The sequence below is a fragment of the Clostridium sp. CM042 genome (assembly GCF_055080995.1).
Window position 1 is genome coordinate 199,380 of sequence record NZ_CM143646.1, and the last position, 17,871, is coordinate 217,250.

Below are 17,871 nucleotides of genomic sequence, written 5' to 3' on the forward strand. Positions count from 1 at the left end.
GCGGGCCTTTAGCTTTTTCAAACTTATTTTTGAATTTACTATAAAAGTTAGCTTTAAAAAATAACCAGTAAATGTGTTGTTATATTTGGCAGGCTAAGTAAATTGAATAATAAACTTGAAGAATTTTGCGAATGAAGATAAACATTATTTAAATAAACTTCCGAAAAGGAGTAATGATTATGAAGTATGATATAAAATTACAGGACCTTGAGAAGGAACTGAAATTGAATTTTAGTGATAAAGAGCTATTGAAAACGGCAATAACCCACAGTTCCTATGCAAATCAGAAAAAAAAGGTTGGATTTAACGAAAGACTTGAGTTCTTGGGCGATTCTGTATTACAACTTGTAATATCCGAATACTTATATAGTCGCTTTACGGAAAAGCCTGAAGGATACTTAACTAAAATTAGGTCCCTAATTGTTTGTGAAAATTCGCTGTGCGATATTGCAAACGGTTGGGAACTTGGAAAGTACATGAACATGAGCAAAGGTGAAGAAATTACTGGTGGTAGAAATAGAGTTTCAATATTGGCTGATTGTGTTGAAGCAATAATTGCTGCTGTATATTTGGATAAAGGAATAAAATATTCTAATTCATTTATACTTAATAACTTTAAAGAAATCATTGAGAAAGCAATTAGCAATGAGATAGTTTTGGATTATAAGACAAAGCTTCAGGAAATATTTCAGCAAAATGGAGAAGTAAACATTTGCTATGAACTAGTGAAATTTGAAGGGCCACCACACAAGAGAAAATTTTTTGTCAACATATTAATAAATGATTGTGTAAAAGGCTCAGGGCAAGGTTATAGTAAAAAAGAAGCAGAGCAAAATGCAGCCAAACAGGTTATGATGAATCAGGAGGACGTGCATGAGTAATTTGCATTATATTATTCCTATTTTCGTTCCACATGAAGGTTGCCCACATAATTGTGTGTTTTGCAATCAAAATAGCATAACAGGAACATCAACAAAAGTTGATGCAATGTATGTGGAGCAGACAGTAAATGAATATTTGAAAACAGTAAATAACAATGATGCTATTATTGAGGTATCATTTTTTGGAGGAACTTTCACAGCTATAAAAATGGAAAAGCAAATAGAACTTTTAACTGTTGCTAAGAAGTTTAAAGATGATAATAAAATAAAATTCATTAGATTATCTACAAGGCCAGATTATATTGATGATAAAATATTGAGCAATCTAAAAAAATACTCTGTAGATATTATAGAACTCGGAGTACAATCGCTTGATGAAGAAGTGTTATTAAAGTCTGGAAGAGGTCATACTGCAAGTGATGTAGTGAATGCTTCAAAACTTATAAAGCAGTATGGTTTTGTTTTAGGACACCAAATAATGATAGGCCTTCCAGGAGATAATATAAATAAAGATATAGAGACAGCTAAAAGAGCTATTGATCTTAAACCAGATATTTGTCGAATATATCCGGCGCTTGTGATTAAAGGTACACCTATGGAGAACATGTATATAAAGCAAGAATTTAAACCTTATTCATTAAGTGAAGCAGTAAACATAAGTAAGATTATTTACATTATGATGGTAGCAAACCAAATAAATGTGATCAGGATAGGATTACAGCCAACTGTTGAAATTTCAGAAGGCAATGATTTAGTTGCAGGACCATTTCATCCTGCATTTAGAGAATTGGTTGAAGGTAGTATATATAATGATTTATTATATGATGTTATAGTGAATAATTTTAAAAGTGACATGGGCGTTAATAAAGTTTTAGTTAAAATAAATCCAAAAGACATTTCAAAACTTTACGCTAATGGGAAAAGTTTTTTTTATGGCATAAAAAAACAAATAAAAACAGTTTCAATAGAAATATTCCAAGATATTACCATTAAACGTGGAAGTATTAGTATATCTATAGGAGAAAAATGCATTATTATGACCATATTTGAGTATGTGACCTCAAAGTATAAAGAAGGATTTTAATTTGTTGTATAGAATATAGTGTCTATCCTTGCACGTTAAATAAAGTATATATTACGTTAAATTATTTGTAGTAATATATACTTTATTTATATTAAATCATCTCCTGCGGAGCTGTAACATATTCGCAGAAGATACATTAACGACTTCAAAAGGAAATTTATAATCTCACTGAAGTTTTCTATTTGTTAGGAGATGTAACTCCAACTTATAGAAGTGGGAAACTTTCCTTTTGAAATATCGTTAAAGAAAAAAATAAAAGTATGAGGTGAATTATGAAAAAGAAAACAAGAGATAAATATACAAAGGTATTGATTTATAGTATAGTTATAATTTTTATTATAGGATTTATATCGCCAATGCTATTTAGGTAAAATAGGAGAGTGTTTTAATGTTCTTAAAATCTATTGAAATAAGAGGATTTAAATCCTTTGCAGATAAAACAGAGTTAACATTCACCAAGGGAATTACGGCAGTCGTTGGACCAAATGGAAGTGGCAAAAGCAATATATCTGATGCTGTTAGGTGGGTCCTTGGAGAACAAAGTGCACGAAACTTAAGAGGAGACAAAATGGAGGATGTTATATTCGCTGGCACACAGTTTAGGAAACCAGTTGGACTGGCGCAAGTTTCCTTGATTTTGGATAATAGTGATTCTGGACTAGACATTGATTATTCTAGTGTTACAATCTCGAGAAGATTATATCGTTCAGGAGAAAGCGAATATTTAATAAACAATACATCTTGTAGATTAAAAGATGTTCAACAGCTTTTTATGGATACGGGTATAGGAAAAGAAGGATACTCAATTATTGGTCAAGGTAAAATTGATGCTATTTTAAGTGGTAAAACTGAGGAAAGACGAAAATTGTTTGAAGAGGCTGCAGGAATTGTTAAGTTTAAAACAAGAAAAGAAGAAGCAGAAAAGAGATTAGATAGTACAGATCAAAATTTGATTAGAATAGAAGATATTTTAAGTACTTATGAAGAAAGACTAGAACCATTAATGAAAGAAAGCGAAAAGGCAAAGAATTTTCTAAAACTTTTTGAAGAATTAAAAAGTAAAGAGGTTAGCATAATTATTGACTCCATTAATAAGGTTGAAGAAAAAATTAAAAGATTACACGATGAAGGTACTGAATTAAATGGCGAAGTAATACAAAGCACAGAGGGAAAAACCCAATTTAAGAAAGATGTTGAATACTGGAACAGTGAATTTGAAACATTTGAAAATAAAAACCAAGAAGAAAAACAAATATATTATAACAATAAGCTGATTTACCAAAATAATGTTTCTGAAATAAAGATTCTAAATGAAAGAATAGATAATTTAACAAAAGCAATTGATAAAACATCAAATGAGAGCGATATTATTCATAAAAATTTATTAGAATTTAAAAGCAATAAGAATGTATCAGAAAATTCTTTGAATATTATAAAAAATACTCAAATGGAAATAGTAGAAAAAATTCAATATGAAGAAATAAAAATTAAGGATATTGAGGGAAGTATAGCGATTGAAAGTGATGAAGCTAAAACTCTTAAGGAAAAAGAGCAAAGTAGTATCGACGAAACTATTGAATTCACCAATAATTTATTAATTTTAAATAATAATATGGATATCTCTAAAAAAAGAATTGATACTTTGAAAAATAATATTGAAAATTTCGATAATTCAATAAAAATTAATGCTAATACAAAAATAATATTTGAAAGTCAAATGGAAGAATTTAAAGATAAAATAGTTCATTATGAAAATAAGGTTAAGGATAATAAAAAAGAAAGTGATAAATTACAAAACATTCTAACGTTTAATGAAAGAACTATGAAAAACTGTAATTTTAAAATTAATAAAACAGAAGCTAATTTTAATATACTTACAACTTTGGAAAAAAAGCATGAAGGTTATAATAAATCGGTAAAAAATTTAATGCAACACGTGAATGAAGGTAAAGTAGGAAATATTCGTGAATGTTTTGTACTTGGAGAAATTATAAAGGTTGAAAAGAATTTAGAAGTAGCTATAGAAATTGCTTTGGGGGGATCTATATCACACATAATAACTAAAGATGAAACCGTGGCAAAAACATTAATAGATTTTTTGAAGGCAAATAATCTGGGAAGAGCAACATTTTTACCTTTAAACATTATTAAGGGTAAAAAACTTGCAATTGATAATGAAACTAAAAACAATCTTGGATTTGTTGGAATGGCAAATGAATTAATAAGTTATGATGAGAAATTTAGTGAAGTTATTGCATTTATTTTAGGCAGGACAATTATATGTAAAGATATGAATTCGGCCCTCCAAATATCTAAAAAAAATAATTTCAGATATAAAATTGTTACATTATCAGGAGAAATTATAAACGTTGGGGGTTCATTAACTGGTGGAAGTGTATATTCAAAAACTTCAAGCATAATTGGTAGAAAAAGGGAAATAAAAGAATTGGCTAAGGATTTAGATGTACTAAAAGATGAATCACTTATTTACTTAAAAAAAATAAAACAAAGCAAATCTGAAATTTTAAGGTTAAACGAAGAAAACTTAAATTTAAAGGATAAGGTTCACTTTGAAAATATTGAAGTAACGAAGATGGAAGCTAAAGTAAATTCAATAATAGATGAAACAAACAGATTAAAAAATAATATAATGGCTCTAGACACTGAAAAGTCTTTAGAAGAGGGTAAACTTAAAGAGGGAAATAAAGAAATTGATGAAAAAAATACATCTGTTGCTAAATTTATACATGCTAAAGATGAAATACAGAAAAGTATTAACAAGGTTGATTTCAAATTAAAAGATAAATTGCAAGAAATTGAAAATATAAAAGAATCAATTATCGATGCCAAGATAAAGAAAGCTCAAATTGATGAAACAATACATAATAAGCGCTCTGAAATTAAAAGATTAAATGATGAAATATTAGTATATAATGAAAAAATAATTGCATTTTCTAGAGAAATAGAAGAATCTATGAAAAATAAAAACAAAAATTTATTTTCAATTCAAAGTGCCGAAGTAAAAGTAAAAGAAATAATGACTGTATTAGAAAAAATGGAAAAAAAATTTGAGGACAATGAAATTAAAAGAATTAAAATTAAAGAGCATATAAAAATAAGCTTGGAGCATTTAGATAATGTTTTGCTAATGCTAGAAAAAACCGAAAAAGAAATGCACAAATGTGAATTAGCTCTTGCGAGAGTTAAAATGGAAAAGGATACGTACTATCAGAAATTGAATGATGACTTTGAATTAACATATGCAGAAGCACTGCAATTTAAAAATGAAATTGAAGACATTGATAAGCTTAAAAAGGAAATAATAACACTAAAAGCGTCAATATCAATGCTTGGGAAAATTAATGTAAGTGCTATTGAAGAATATAAAGAAGTCAAAGAAAAATTTACTTTTATGGATGGACAAAAGGAAGATTTGGTTTTAGCGAAAAATGAATTATTAACTGTAATATGTGAAATGACTCAAAAGATGAAACAAATATTTGCAGAAAATTTTATTATATTAAGACAAAATTTTAATGAAACCTTCATAGAATTATTTAAGGGTGGAAGTGCAGATTTAATACTTACAGAAGGCGATGAACTTACTGCTAAAATCGATATTAATGTTCAACCACCAGGGAAAAAACTTCAAAACATAAGTCTAATGTCTGGTGGAGAAAAAGTTTTATCTGCAATTGCATTATTATTTGCAATATTAAAGATGAAGCCAACACCTTTTTGCATTTTAGATGAAATTGAAGCAGCACTTGATGATGCAAACGTAGTTAGGTACGCTGAATTTTTAAAGAGATTTTCGGATAATGTTCAGTTTATTATAATAACGCATAGGAAAGGAACTATGGAAGCTGGAGATGTATTATATGGTGTTACTATGGAGGAAAAAGGAGTGTCAAAAATAGTGTCTGTAGATTTGAATAAGTAAAAATTTATAATAATTATTTTGTGTCACAAAAACAAACAAGGAGGAGTAGAAATGTTTGGGAAAATTTTTGATAAATTAAAAGATGGACTAACAAAAACAAGAAATAGCATCACAGAAAAAGTTAGTGAAGTATTAAACTTAGCAATTACAATTGACGATGAACTATATGAGGAACTAGAAGAAATATTAATCACATCAGATATAGGGGTAGAGACTTCTATTCATGTAATTGAAAAGCTTAAAAAAAAGGTGAAAGAAGATAAAGTAAAAGAACCAGAAGAAATCTGGCCATGTTTAAAAGAAGTTTTGATTGACATATTAGGTGAAGATGAAAATCCAATACGGCATGGAAATCTACCTGAAGTACTTTTGATAATTGGGGTTAATGGAGTTGGTAAAACCACTTCTATTGGTAAAATCGCTGCATCGCTAAAAGCTGAAAAATATAAAGTTCTCATGGCTGCAGCGGATACATTCAGAGCGGCAGCAATTGATCAGTTAGAAATTTGGAGCAATAGAGCAGGCGTGGAATTAATAAAACATCAAGAGGGATCTGATCCTGCGGCTGTAGTTTTTGATGCTGTTCAAGCAGCCAAAGCAAGAAAAGTTGATGTGCTAATTTGTGATACGGCAGGTAGACTACATAATAAAAAGAATCTTATGGATGAATTAGCAAAAATAAATAGGGTGATTAAGCGGGAGTATAGTGAGGCCCATATGGAAACTTTACTAGTAATTGATGCTACAACAGGACAAAACGGAGTTGAGCAAGCTAAACAATTTATGCAAATATGTCCTATAGATGGTATAATACTAACTAAATTAGATGGCACGGCTAAAGGTGGCGTTGTAATATCAATAAAAAATCAACTTGATATACCAGTTAAATATATAGGCGTTGGTGAAGGGGTAGATGATTTACAAGAGTTTAATTCAAAAGATTTCGTAGAGGCTTTATTTTAAAATGTAGGTCTAAGACGCTAACTTATATAAATATATTGACCTGTTAAGTAAAACTACTTGACACTGCATTTAAAATCTGATAATATATGATTTGTGAGCAAGGTGATGAAATGGAAAAAAGATTTGAAATTTCCCTATTATTAGATTTTTATGGTGAATTGCTTACTGAAAAGCAAAGAAACATAATGGATATGTATTTTAATAATGATTTGTCTTTATCAGAAATAGCGGAGATAAATAATACTAGCAGGCAAGCTATTCACGATACTATTAAAAGATCTGATAATGTGCTTTTAGTATATGAAGAAAAATTAAAGTTATTAAATAAAAATCATGAACTAAAAGAAAATTTAAAAAACATTATATCAAAATTAGATAACTTACAAATTAACATAAAAGATGAAAAGATAAATAAGATTATATGTGATATAAAAACCCAGATTATTGAAAACATTTAGGAGGTTTATTATGGCTTTTGAAGGATTATCTTCTAAGTTACAGGATACCATAAAAAAATTAAAAGGTAAGGGTAAGCTTTCCGAAAAAGATATTAAAAATGCTATGAGAGAAGTAAAATTAGCATTGCTTGAAGCAGATGTTAACTATAAAGTAGTTAAAGAATTTGTGAAAAATGTTAGCGAAAAGTGTCTAGGTAATGGAGTATTAGAAAGCTTAACACCTGGGCAACAGGTTATCAAAATCGTTAATGATGAGTTAACTGATTTAATGGGTAATTCAGAAAGTAAGTTAGAGTTTTCTATAAATGGGATAACAGTTATAATGCTTGTTGGGCTTCAAGGTGCCGGTAAAACCACAATGGGTGGTAAACTTGCTCTTTCACTGAAACGAAAAAACAAAAAACCACTATTGGTTGCTTGTGATATATATAGGCCTGCTGCAATTAAACAATTGCAGGTAGTTGGAAAACAAATTGAAGTTCCGGTTTTTGCCATGGGAGACAATGCGAGTCCCGTAGATATAGCAAAAGCATCATTAGACTTTGCTAAAGATAATGGTAATAATGTAGTTATAATAGATACAGCAGGAAGACTTCATATAGATGAAACTTTAATGGCGGAACTTCAAAATATAAAATCAAGTGTGAAGCCAAGCGAAATAATGCTAGTTGTAGATTCTATGACTGGTCAGGATGCAGTTAATGTAGCAGAAAGTTTTAATTCACAGCTAGATATAACTGGAATAATTTTGACTAAGTTAGATGGTGATACAAGAGGTGGTGCAGCTTTATCAATCAAAGCAATAACTGGTAAATCTATAAAATTTGTTGGTGTTGGCGAGAAAATGAATGATTTGGAAGTTTTCTATCCAGATAGAATGGCATCAAGAATACTTGGTATGGGTGATGTGCTTTCATTAATAGAAAAAGCACAGCAAGCTATAAATGAAGATGAAGCAAAAGAACTTGGTAGCAGAATTCTTTCCAAAGAATTCAATTTAGAGGATTATTTAGCAATGATGCAACAAATGAAAAAACTTGGACCATTGAATAAATTAATTGAAATGATGCCAGGTGTAAATAAAAAAGAATTACAGGGTGTAGATTTGTCTCAAGGCGAAAAAGAAATGGGAAAAGTTGAAGCTATTATAAGCTCAATGACTATATCAGAAAGAACACATCCTAGTTTAATTAGTTCTTCTTCTTCTAGAAAAAAGAGAGTTGCTAATGGGTCAGGTACTTTGGTACAGCAAGTAAATAAGGTGTTAAAAGATTTTGAGATGGCAAAGAAACTTATGAAGCAAGCGAAAGGATTCCAAAAACCTGGTAAAAAAGGTCTGTTTGGTAAAATGCCTTTTTAATAAAACTATTTGAGTAATGATTGAATTTAGATTTAAGGAGGTGATTATACATGGCAGTTAAAATAAGATTAAAAAGAATGGGTGCTAAACATGCTCCATTTTATAGAGTAGTAGTTGCAGATTCAAGAGCTCCTAGAGATGGAAGATTTATAGAAGAAATAGGATACTATAACCCAACAACAGAGCCAACTACTATTAAAATTGATGTTGAAAAAGCAACTAAGTGGATGAAAAATGGTGCACAACCATCTGATACAGTTAAAAGGTTACTTAGCAAAATAGCAGTCAACTAGAAAAGTTTGTAAGTAATGAATGGAGGAGTTTTCCATGAAACAGTTACTTGAAGTATTGGCAAAGTATTTAGTTGATAAACCAGAAATGGTAGTAGTAAACGAAGTAGCACATGAGCATTCAGTAATTCTTGAATTGTCTGTAGCTCATGAGGATATGGGAAAAGTTATAGGTAAACAAGGTAGAATAGCTAAAGCTATTAGAACGGTTGTTAAGGCAGCTGCTGTTAAAGAAAATAAAAAAGTAGTTGTTGAAATAAAGTAAGAGTTAGGTTCTGCCTAACTCTTATTTTAATTAAATTTTGAGTTTTGGTTATTTATATAAGTGATTTTGAAAGGAGGATTTTAAATGGAAGATTTTATGAGTGTAGGTAAGATAGGTAAAACACATGGCTTAAAGGGTGAAGTTAAAGTCTTTTCGCTCACTGATAGTCTTGAAAGATTTAAAAAATTAAAAAGTGTGTATATTGATGGCGAAATTAGAAAAGTTGAAGGTTGTAAACTTCAAGCGGATAGAGCAATACTTAAAATTGAAGGTATAGATAGCATAGAGCAAGCAGAATTATATAGAAATAAGTACTTGATGGTTAGCCGCGAAGATGCTGTTGAATTGCCAGAGGGTAGCTACTATGTGGCTGATTTATTAAATTGCAGTGTTTTCGAGCAGGGTGGAGAAGAACTTGGAAAAGTATATGATGTTCTTCATACGCCGGGTAATGATGTATATTGGGTTAAGGGAAATAAAGAAGTGCTCATTCCAGTGCTTAAGGATATTATAGTTAGTATAGATATTAATAAACGCGAAATAATAATTAAGCCGATAAAAGAATGGCAAGAATGAAAATAGACATTTTAACTCTATTTCCTGAAATGTTTGATATTTTTAATTATAGTATCATTGGAAGAGCCATAGAGAAAAACATACTGGAGATTTCTCCTCGTAATATTCGCGACTATGCAGTAAACAAACATAAAAAAGTTGATGATACTCCTTATGGTGGTGGAGCGGGTATGGTAATGCAAACTCAACCGATAGTTCACTGTATTAATGATGTTAAATTGCATAATGGTGGAAAGGTAATATTTTTGGGACCACGGGGTATTCCTTTTACCCAAGATATTGCAAAAAAGCTATGTGAGGAAAAAGAATTAATATTTGTATGTGGACATTACGAAGGTATTGATGAGAGAACCTATGACTATATAGATATGGAGATTTCTTTAGGTGATTATGTTTTGACAGGTGGAGAAATGGCATGTATTCCTATAGTGGATAGTATTTGTAGATTAATTCCAGGGGTATTATCTTGCCCGGAGAGTTTCACAGAAGAATCTTTTTATGATGGAGTACTAGAGTATCCTCAGTATACAAGACCAGAATGTTTTGAGGGTAAAAAGGTTCCAGAGGTATTGACCTCAGGACATCATGAAAATATACGAAAATGGAGAAGATTGCAGTCACTCTTAATAACTAAAGAAAAAAGGCCGGATTTATTTCAAAACCTTAATCTTACGAAGGAAGATAAAAAACTATTAAGTAAGGCTTTTGAAAGAAAGCAATAAGTATAAATGTACGATTATACTGACTAGTTATTTTTAAATATGATTAATTAATGTCCGGAGAGTTATTTAAAGTTAAAAATATCTTATATATAAGCATAAAAAGTGTTTTTATATTGATATATATATTTTTTTATGATAAAATGTAGTTTGTGCTAGTACGGACGGTCCTCTGCTATATTATAATGAGCATGAACGTCACAATAAAATTTTAGGAGGGAATGCACATGTTAGAAATTATAAGAGCAATAGAATCAGAACAAATCAGAACTGACTTACCAGAATTTAGTGTAGGTGATACTGTTAAGGTTCACATCAAAATTAGTGAAGGTAACAAGGAGAGAGTCCAAGTATTCGAAGGAACCGTTCTTAAAAGACAACACGGCGGTTTAAGAGAAACTTTCACAGTAAGAAGAGTAGCATCTGGTGTTGGTGTTGAAAAAACATTCCCAGTAAACGCTCCAGTAATTGAGAAAATTGAAATTGTAAGATTAGGTAAAGTTAGAAGAGCTAAACTATTCTACTTAAGAGATAGAGTTGGTAAGGCTGCAAAGGTTAAAGAAAGAATGAGAAAATAAAATTGGGGCTGAAAAGTCCCTTTTTACATTTAAAGATAATTAAACTTGGGTGTAAATATTCTTCTGAAGTTTTCAATTAAGTGATTTTAGTAGTTTATTAAGTAGGTGTGTATATTGACAAAAGAAATTTTCGCAGTAGTAAGATCTATAGCAATTTCACTTTTAATCGCTGTATTTATTATAAATTTCATATTCCAAATAGTAACAGTGAATGGTGGATCTATGGTTCCTACGGTGCAAAATAATGATAAATTAATAATTGAAAAAGTATCATATAGAATAACAGCTGCTAAGAGAAATGATATTGTAGTAATAAAGTACCCTGCTGATATAAGTCAAAGAATAATAAAAAGAGTTATAGCAGTTGCTGGAGATAAAGTTAAAATTAACAATAATGTATTGTACATAAATGGTAAAATTATTAATGAGTACTATAAAAATGAAAATTTCATGAAAGACTATGATGAAGCTCTGGTGCCTCAAGGTTCAATTTTTGTCCTCGGAGATAATAGAAATTTCAGTAAAGATAGTCGAAGTAGTGATGTTGGGTTTGTAAAACTCAATCTTTTGGAAGGAAAAGCGGTTATAAGGCTTTATCCATTCAATAAAATGGGAGGGATTAGATAGTATGGCAATGACAATAAATTGGTTTCCAGGTCATATGGCTAAGACAAGAAGACAAATTGGAGAGAGTTTAAAACTTGTTGATGCTGTAATAGAAATTAGAGATGCGAGAATAGTTAAATCAAGCGCCAATCCACAAATTGATGAGATATGTAAAGATAAGCCTAGAGTCATTTTACTAAATAAAAGTGATCTAGCTGAAGATAAAGTAACTAAAGACTGGATAAAAAAGCTTACAACGGATACTATAAAGCCATTGGCTGTAAATTGTATTACAGGTCAAGGTCTAAAAAGTATAAAGAGTACGCTTGATGAGTTATTAAAAGAAAAACATGATAGACAAAGAAAAAAAGGATTAGTTAACATAGTTACGAGGGTTATGGTAGTTGGTATACCTAATGTTGGTAAATCTTCTTTTATAAATAAATTAGGAAAAAATAATATTGCTAAAACTGGTGATAGACCGGGAGTTACTAAAAGCAAGCAATGGATAAAAACTAGCTTAGGTATAGAATTAATGGATACTCCAGGTGTATTATGGCCTAGATTTGAAGATGAAGTAGTTGGACTTAATTTGGCATTTACAGGAGCTATTAAAGATGAAGTTATAGATATCGAGGAATTAGCTCTTAAATTAGTAGAAAGGCTTCAGACTAATAATGCACAGATATTAATGGAAAGATATAAGCTTTCAGAAATTATGGAGAATCCTTTAGATAATATGGACAATATAGCTAAAAAAAGGGGAGCAGTAATTTCTAGGGGTAACATTGATTATAATAGAGTAGCAGTGATGCTTCTTGACGAATTTAGAGGTGGAAAATTAGGAGCTATATCTCTAGAAAGAGTAGATTAAGGTTGTCATATAAGGCATTTGAAAATAATCATATACAATTCTATTTGAAAAAATGTAGGGCATCTTAAAAAATAATTAGTCAGTGTTTTAGTCATTTTTTAAGATGCCTAATTAAGACAATTTAGAAAGTATTTAAAATCAAACGAGGATAAAGATTTAATCTTAAGAGCTAACGATTCTAAAAAATTATCAATAGCTTGCAGAAAAGAGCTAGCTCATATTATTAAAGAAAAAGCCTTAGCCTATAAAATTATTGCTATTGACAATAAACAGATTGATGAAAAAGGCATTGGTTGGTGCAATAATCAAGTATTTATAGAATGTTGTGCGGGGCTAACTATTAAACCAGAATTAGTATTATCAGATGGTTATAAAATAAAAAACTTTTCAAATTTAAATGAGTTTGTAATAAAGGGAGATACATTAAGTATAAGCATAGCGTGTGCTTCTATAATTGCTAAAGTATATAGAGATGAACTGATGGTACAGTATCATAATGAATACCCCAATTATGGGTTCGATAGAAACGTTGGTTACGGCACAGAAGAACATGTGCTTGCAATAAAAAAATGCGGAACTATTCCAATACACAGAAAAAGTTTTTTGAAAAATATTTTAGATGAAAATAAAAATTAAAATATATTTTTATTTTTATTTTTATTTTCCTAGAAAATTATAATTGAAAAGCGTCTTCGATATGATTAATTAAAAAATTATTATTATCACTATTCAGCATAACTTCTACAACATCAAATCTAAAATTGTAGTTATTAATATTTTTTCTAGAAATATATACTTGAGCTGTTTTATAAATTTTCTTCTGTTTAGAAGAAGTAACTGATTCAGCGGGTGTCCCATAATTTATTCCATATCTAGTTTTCACCTCAACAAAGCAAATATAGCCTTTATTTATTGCTATTAGGTCTATTTCACCACATTTGCATCTGAAATTTTTATCTAATATTCTATATCCTAAATTTTTTAAATAATTTTCTGATATATCTTCACCAAGTGCTCCGATATCTTTATTGAAAGTTTTCATTCGAAACATCCTTCCTTAAATTTCTATAATTTCTATATATACTAATACTAGATTAAAAGAGGCTAAAAATCAATATAATGTTTATAAATTCAAAAAGTTAAGGTGCATCTAAACTGAGACTTTTTAAATAGATAAATCCAAAAGTCTAACAAAATGATGCACTTCTAAAAAATATAAAACTAATGATCAATTTAAAATAACTGCATACATTATTAAGTATATTAACCAAATTATCTTGATGAACAATTTTATAATATATCAAATCAATTCATCTATGTATTAAAGCAAAATTAGTTTAGAAAATATTTATATGTATTATGTTCTAATGTCTAGAAAAATGAGTAACAATTAAAGTAAATAGATTTATTAAAATAAAGGAGATTTTATGAAAAAAAACATTTCTTATCAATTTAGAAATAAATTTTTTTTAAAATTTAAGATTGGAAAAATAATAATTAGCATTATTGTAATTATAGGTGTAATTATATTCTTTCCGCATTTTTTTAGAAATACTTATACAGTAACCATTGCAAATAAACGAGTAATAAGACATGATAATATTGATACGTATTTAATTTATGCACAAATGGAGAATGGTAATATAAAGGTGTTTGAGGATACTAATAGTTTATTAGAATTTAAAATTCATTCTGAAGATGTGTATTGGGGATTGACAATTAATAGAAAATACGAAATTAAAGCATATGGTTTAAGTATACCTTTATTATCATATTATCAAAACATTACAAAAATTAAAGGGATAAAATAGAAAGAAACGTAGAGAAATAAATAGAACTTTATAACACCCTCTGCACCATAAGTACCATCGGCGACAGCAGGACAAATAATGAAAAACATAATAATATAGGTTATAACATTTCTCGCCATTTCTAGGCAGTAGCGTGTTTCTATACAGTAACCTCACCTAACAAGAATATTAAATTGTTATTCTCAATTAGTTTTAATCTTATGTTTTATATTATGTGCAAAGCTAAAGTATGTCAATGATTTTTTAGATTTATTTTTAATTTTCGATATCGATTGATAATTGATATTGATGTTTTGTACAAAGAATTTATACCTTTTCATTATAGAAACTAAATTAGGGGACATACTTGATTTTTTAACGTACTACCACAAATGATGTAACATAAAAAGATATTGGCATATAATAGTCTGTATGATAGATTTAACTGAATCTTTTTGCACTGCACACAAATCTACAGTACAAACTGAGCAGGCGATGAACTTGTAAAAAAGTTCGTGGGGCTGGGCCTAAATGGCAACAGGATGAATTATACACCTGTGGGACAGTTTATTGTTCTACGGTTTTTTTATACCCATTTCTAGAACATATCTGAAGATTGCAATGCCATAGAGTTAATCTAAATATGCTTAAAAAAGCAAAACATGGAGGTAACTACTTATGACAGAACAACGAATCAAAGGACAACAAGGACTTACTACTTTGAAAGCAAAAGAGCTTCAAGAAAAATTTGGAAAGAATGAGCTTGTGGCTAAAAAAAAGGAAAGCTTTTTTCACAAGATTTTAAAAGTTATTAGCGAACCAATGTTTTTACTCTTAATAGTTGCAGCTATAATTTATTTTATTTTAGGAGAACCTAGAGATGGTTCTATTATGCTTGTTTTCGTTATTGGAATTATTAGTATTGAGGTAATTCAAGAATGGAAAACTGACAAAGCACTAAATGCATTAAAAGATTTGTCAGCTCCGCGTATCACAGTACTTCGAGACGGAATTGAAAAAACAATTAATAGTTTCGATTTAGTGCCTGGTGACATAATGTATATCGCTGAGGGTGTTAAAGTTCCTGCTGATGGTATAGTTTTAAAAGAAAGTACTCTTTGTATTGATGAATCATCGCTTACAGGAGAGGCTGAGGGTGTATGGAAAATTACTACAGAAGATAAGGACACCACTAGCACTGATTATTGGCGACCTGATTATTGCTACACAGGAACTCTTGTTACACAAGGTACTGGTACTATATTAGTAGATAAAATAGGAGCAATAACTGAATATGGAAAAATAGGACAAAATATTGTGTCTGCTCCTGAGAATCCAACACCGCTTCAAAAACAAACTGGAGAGCTCGTAAAACTATGTGCAGGAATTGCAGCTGTTTTATTCGTTTTTGTTGGAATTATTACGTATTTAAATCTAACAGATCACATGTTTAAAGCTAGAATTATAGAAAGTATTTTATCAGGAGTAACTCTTGCTATGGCCATGATACCAGAAGAATTTCCAGTTATTCTAACCGTATTTTTATCAATGGGTGCTTGGAGACTTGCTAAAAATAAATCCATTGTTAGGAAGTTACCATCAGTAGAAACATTAGGCGCTGTTTCTGTTCTTTGTGTTGATAAAACAGGTACAATAACAATGAACAAAATGACAGTTACAGACACTTGGAGTTTAACAGGTGATACAAAAAAATTAACTAAGATAATGGGTATGGGTTGTAAATCAGATGCCTATGACCCAATGGAAAAGGCAATGATATCCTATTGCGGCGAACAAGGAATCACAAGAGAAATTCTTTTTGGTGGTCAACTGATTAAAGAATATGCTTTTACTAATGAAACAAAAATGATGGGCCACGTTTGGAAAAATGGTGACAACATTGTAGTTGCGGCAAAAGGTTCACTTGAACATATTTTAACAATATGTAACTTAACAGAGGATGAAAGAAAGATAGCAGAAACTAATATAATGGAAATGTCTAAGCAAGGACTTCGTGTTATTGCTGTTGGACAAATGATTATAAATAACACAAATGATATACCGGGTACCCTTGAGGAATGCAGCCTGCAACTTTTAGGAATGGTTGGGCTTGTTGATGCTCCTCGAGAATCTGTAAAACAAGATATTGAAGCTTGCACCAAAGCGGGTGTACGTGTGGTTATGATAACAGGAGATAACGGAATAACTGCTAGTTCCATTGCAAAGAAAATTAATATGCCAAACGGTGACAAAATAATTACCGGTGATGAGCTTAATAAAATGAGTGATGAAGAGCTTTGCGAAAGGGTTAAAAATATTAGTGTATTCTCGAGAGTTATACCTGAACATAAAATGAGAATAGTTAAGGCTTTTAAGAGAAATGGTGAAATAGTTGCGATGACCGGTGATGGTGTTAATGATGCCCCTGCTCTTAAATATGCAGATATTGGTATTGCTATGGGTAAACGTGGTTCAGAAGTTTCAAGAGAAGCAGCGGATATAATCTTACTTGATGATAATTTTTCTACTATTGTGGACACCATAAAAGATGGTAGAAGAATTTATGATAACATCAGAAAAGCAGTTGGATATGTATTTACTATTCATATTCCTATTGCATTTGCAGCACTACTTGCTCCACTTATGGGAATAAGCCCTGCAAGTCTTTTATTACTTCCACTACACGTTGTTTTACTTGAACTTGTAATTGACCCTACCTGCTCTATTGTATTGGAACGTCAGCCAGCAGAACATGATATTATGCAAAGGTCGCCACGTGATCCATTTGAAAAACTGGTAACAGCAAAAATTCTTTTCAAAAGTGTTATGCAAGGACTCGTGATATTTGGAGCATCCTTCGGAACGTATTTTACATTTTTAAATAAGTCTCCAGATAATGCACCTCTTGCAAGGGCAATGGGACTCACTATTATATTGCTAGCTAATATGTTATTGGTTAAAGTTAATAGTTCAGATTCTGATTTTGCAATTAAATCATTTAGGAGGCTTATAAAGGATAAGGTAATGTGGGGCGTTAGTTTAGGAACAATAGTAGGACTTTTAGTAATACTATATACTCCTCTCTGTGTTTTTTTGAAACTCGCCCCACTATCTTTAAATCAATTTATACTAGCAGCAGCCATAGCAATAGCCTCAGTTATTTGGTATGAACTTATAAAGGTTGTGAAATATATAAAAAAGAATTAACTTTAAGATGCTACAAACCAAATGATGTATAATATCTGGACTTTAAGAGAGCTGACATCGTTTTTCACATGGTGTCAGCTTTGTTTTTAGTTGAATATGTTCATAATTTTATTTTGCTTCTATATCTGTTATACTGCACATTCTCAAGTTTTCATTAAATGCCTCGATTGTATCACTTCTTTCAGATGGATCTTTTTCTGGGCTCTTATGTAGAATTTTGCAACAGCTTTAAATTCCTCACAACCTAATTCTGGGTTATAGTATATATAATCATTTA

The 17,871-nt window shown here is 30.2% G+C and carries 16 protein-coding genes, 1 pseudogene and 1 riboswitch; of the genes and pseudogenes, 16 read left to right on the plus strand and 1 reads right to left on the minus strand.

Features of this window, described 5'->3' with window-relative positions:
- Nucleotides 1-179: 179 nt before the first annotated feature.
- From rnc to ACWJJ7_RS01150, 14 genes and pseudogenes are all read left to right on the plus strand, one after another.
- Nucleotides 180-881 carry a ribonuclease III gene (gene rnc / locus ACWJJ7_RS01085; protein ID WP_462963548.1) on the plus strand — a complete coding sequence of 234 codons (702 nt, stop codon included), beginning with the start codon at nucleotides 180-182 and terminating at the stop codon, nucleotides 879-881.
- Complete coding sequence (locus tag ACWJJ7_RS01090) at nucleotides 874-1,965, plus strand: elongator complex protein 3 (RefSeq protein WP_462963549.1); 1,092 nt, start codon at nucleotides 874-876, stop codon at nucleotides 1,963-1,965. The genes rnc and ACWJJ7_RS01090 overlap by 8 nt, the downstream gene beginning before the upstream one ends.
- A gap of 388 nt (nucleotides 1,966-2,353) precedes the next feature.
- Nucleotides 2,354-5,908 carry a chromosome segregation protein SMC gene (gene smc, locus ACWJJ7_RS01095; RefSeq protein ID WP_462963550.1) on the plus strand — a complete coding sequence of 1,185 codons (3,555 nt, stop codon included), beginning with the start codon at nucleotides 2,354-2,356 and terminating at the stop codon, nucleotides 5,906-5,908.
- 51 nt (nucleotides 5,909-5,959) lie between these two features.
- Entirely contained in the window at nucleotides 5,960-6,871 is a 912-nt protein-coding gene (gene ftsY, locus ACWJJ7_RS01100; RefSeq protein ID WP_462963551.1) for a signal recognition particle-docking protein FtsY, read from the plus strand.
- A gap of 110 nt (nucleotides 6,872-6,981) precedes the next feature.
- A complete protein-coding gene (locus ACWJJ7_RS01105; RefSeq protein ID WP_462965057.1) occupies nucleotides 6,982-7,329 on the plus strand; it encodes a putative DNA-binding protein in 348 nt (115 codons plus the stop codon).
- A 10-nt stretch (nucleotides 7,330-7,339) separates the two neighbouring features.
- Nucleotides 7,340-8,689: a signal recognition particle protein gene (gene ffh, locus ACWJJ7_RS01110; RefSeq protein ID WP_462963552.1), complete on the plus strand. Its 1,350-nt coding sequence runs from the start codon at nucleotides 7,340-7,342 to the stop codon at nucleotides 8,687-8,689.
- Nucleotides 8,690-8,739: 50 nt separating this feature from the next.
- Nucleotides 8,740-8,982 carry a 30S ribosomal protein S16 gene (gene rpsP / locus ACWJJ7_RS01115; RefSeq protein WP_165414012.1) on the plus strand — a complete coding sequence of 81 codons (243 nt, stop codon included), beginning with the start codon at nucleotides 8,740-8,742 and terminating at the stop codon, nucleotides 8,980-8,982.
- 34 nt (nucleotides 8,983-9,016) lie between these two features.
- Nucleotides 9,017-9,244: a KH domain-containing protein gene (locus ACWJJ7_RS01120; RefSeq protein ID WP_462963553.1), complete on the plus strand. Its 228-nt coding sequence runs from the start codon at nucleotides 9,017-9,019 to the stop codon at nucleotides 9,242-9,244.
- 84 nt (nucleotides 9,245-9,328) lie between these two features.
- Nucleotides 9,329-9,820 carry a ribosome maturation factor RimM gene (rimM, locus tag ACWJJ7_RS01125; protein WP_462963554.1) on the plus strand — a complete coding sequence of 164 codons (492 nt, stop codon included), beginning with the start codon at nucleotides 9,329-9,331 and terminating at the stop codon, nucleotides 9,818-9,820.
- A complete protein-coding gene (trmD, locus tag ACWJJ7_RS01130) occupies nucleotides 9,817-10,542 on the plus strand; it encodes a tRNA (guanosine(37)-N1)-methyltransferase TrmD (RefSeq protein ID WP_462965058.1) in 726 nt (241 codons plus the stop codon). Before rimM ends, trmD begins: the two co-directional genes overlap by 4 nt.
- 224 nt (nucleotides 10,543-10,766) lie before the next feature.
- Entirely contained in the window at nucleotides 10,767-11,117 is a 351-nt protein-coding gene (gene rplS, locus ACWJJ7_RS01135; protein WP_462955766.1) for a 50S ribosomal protein L19, read from the plus strand.
- A 114-nt stretch (nucleotides 11,118-11,231) separates the two neighbouring features.
- Nucleotides 11,232-11,744 (plus strand): signal peptidase I, encoded by a 513-nt coding sequence (lepB, locus tag ACWJJ7_RS01140; protein WP_462963555.1) that lies wholly within the window; start codon nucleotides 11,232-11,234, stop codon nucleotides 11,742-11,744.
- Between the two features lie 7 nt (nucleotides 11,745-11,751).
- The gene (gene ylqF / locus ACWJJ7_RS01145) at nucleotides 11,752-12,597 is read left to right on the plus strand and encodes a ribosome biogenesis GTPase YlqF (RefSeq protein WP_462965059.1); all 846 of its coding nucleotides are present in this window, start codon (nucleotides 11,752-11,754) and stop codon (nucleotides 12,595-12,597) included.
- Between the two features lie 153 nt (nucleotides 12,598-12,750).
- A pseudogene (locus ACWJJ7_RS01150) lies at nucleotides 12,751-13,233 on the plus strand (ribonuclease HII); the annotation flags it as partial.
- Nucleotides 13,234-13,270: 37 nt separating this feature from the next.
- Here the strand turns inward: ACWJJ7_RS01150 and ACWJJ7_RS01155 are convergent.
- Nucleotides 13,271-13,639: a YraN family protein gene (locus ACWJJ7_RS01155; protein ID WP_462963556.1), complete on the minus strand. Its 369-nt coding sequence runs from the start codon at nucleotides 13,637-13,639 to the stop codon at nucleotides 13,271-13,273.
- A 385-nt stretch (nucleotides 13,640-14,024) separates the two neighbouring features.
- On the opposite strand from ACWJJ7_RS01155, the gene ACWJJ7_RS01160 reads away from it, so the two are divergent.
- Together ACWJJ7_RS01160 and ACWJJ7_RS01165 are read left to right on the plus strand one after the other, a co-directional pair.
- Nucleotides 14,025-14,408 carry a DUF1523 family protein gene (locus ACWJJ7_RS01160; RefSeq protein ID WP_462963557.1) on the plus strand — a complete coding sequence of 128 codons (384 nt, stop codon included), beginning with the start codon at nucleotides 14,025-14,027 and terminating at the stop codon, nucleotides 14,406-14,408.
- 453 nt (nucleotides 14,409-14,861) lie between these two features.
- Nucleotides 14,862-14,955: riboswitch (NiCo riboswitch) on the plus strand.
- A 110-nt stretch (nucleotides 14,956-15,065) separates the two neighbouring features.
- Entirely contained in the window at nucleotides 15,066-17,594 is a 2,529-nt protein-coding gene (locus ACWJJ7_RS01165; protein ID WP_462963558.1) for a cation-translocating P-type ATPase, read from the plus strand.
- Nucleotides 17,595-17,871: the final 277 nt, after the last annotated feature.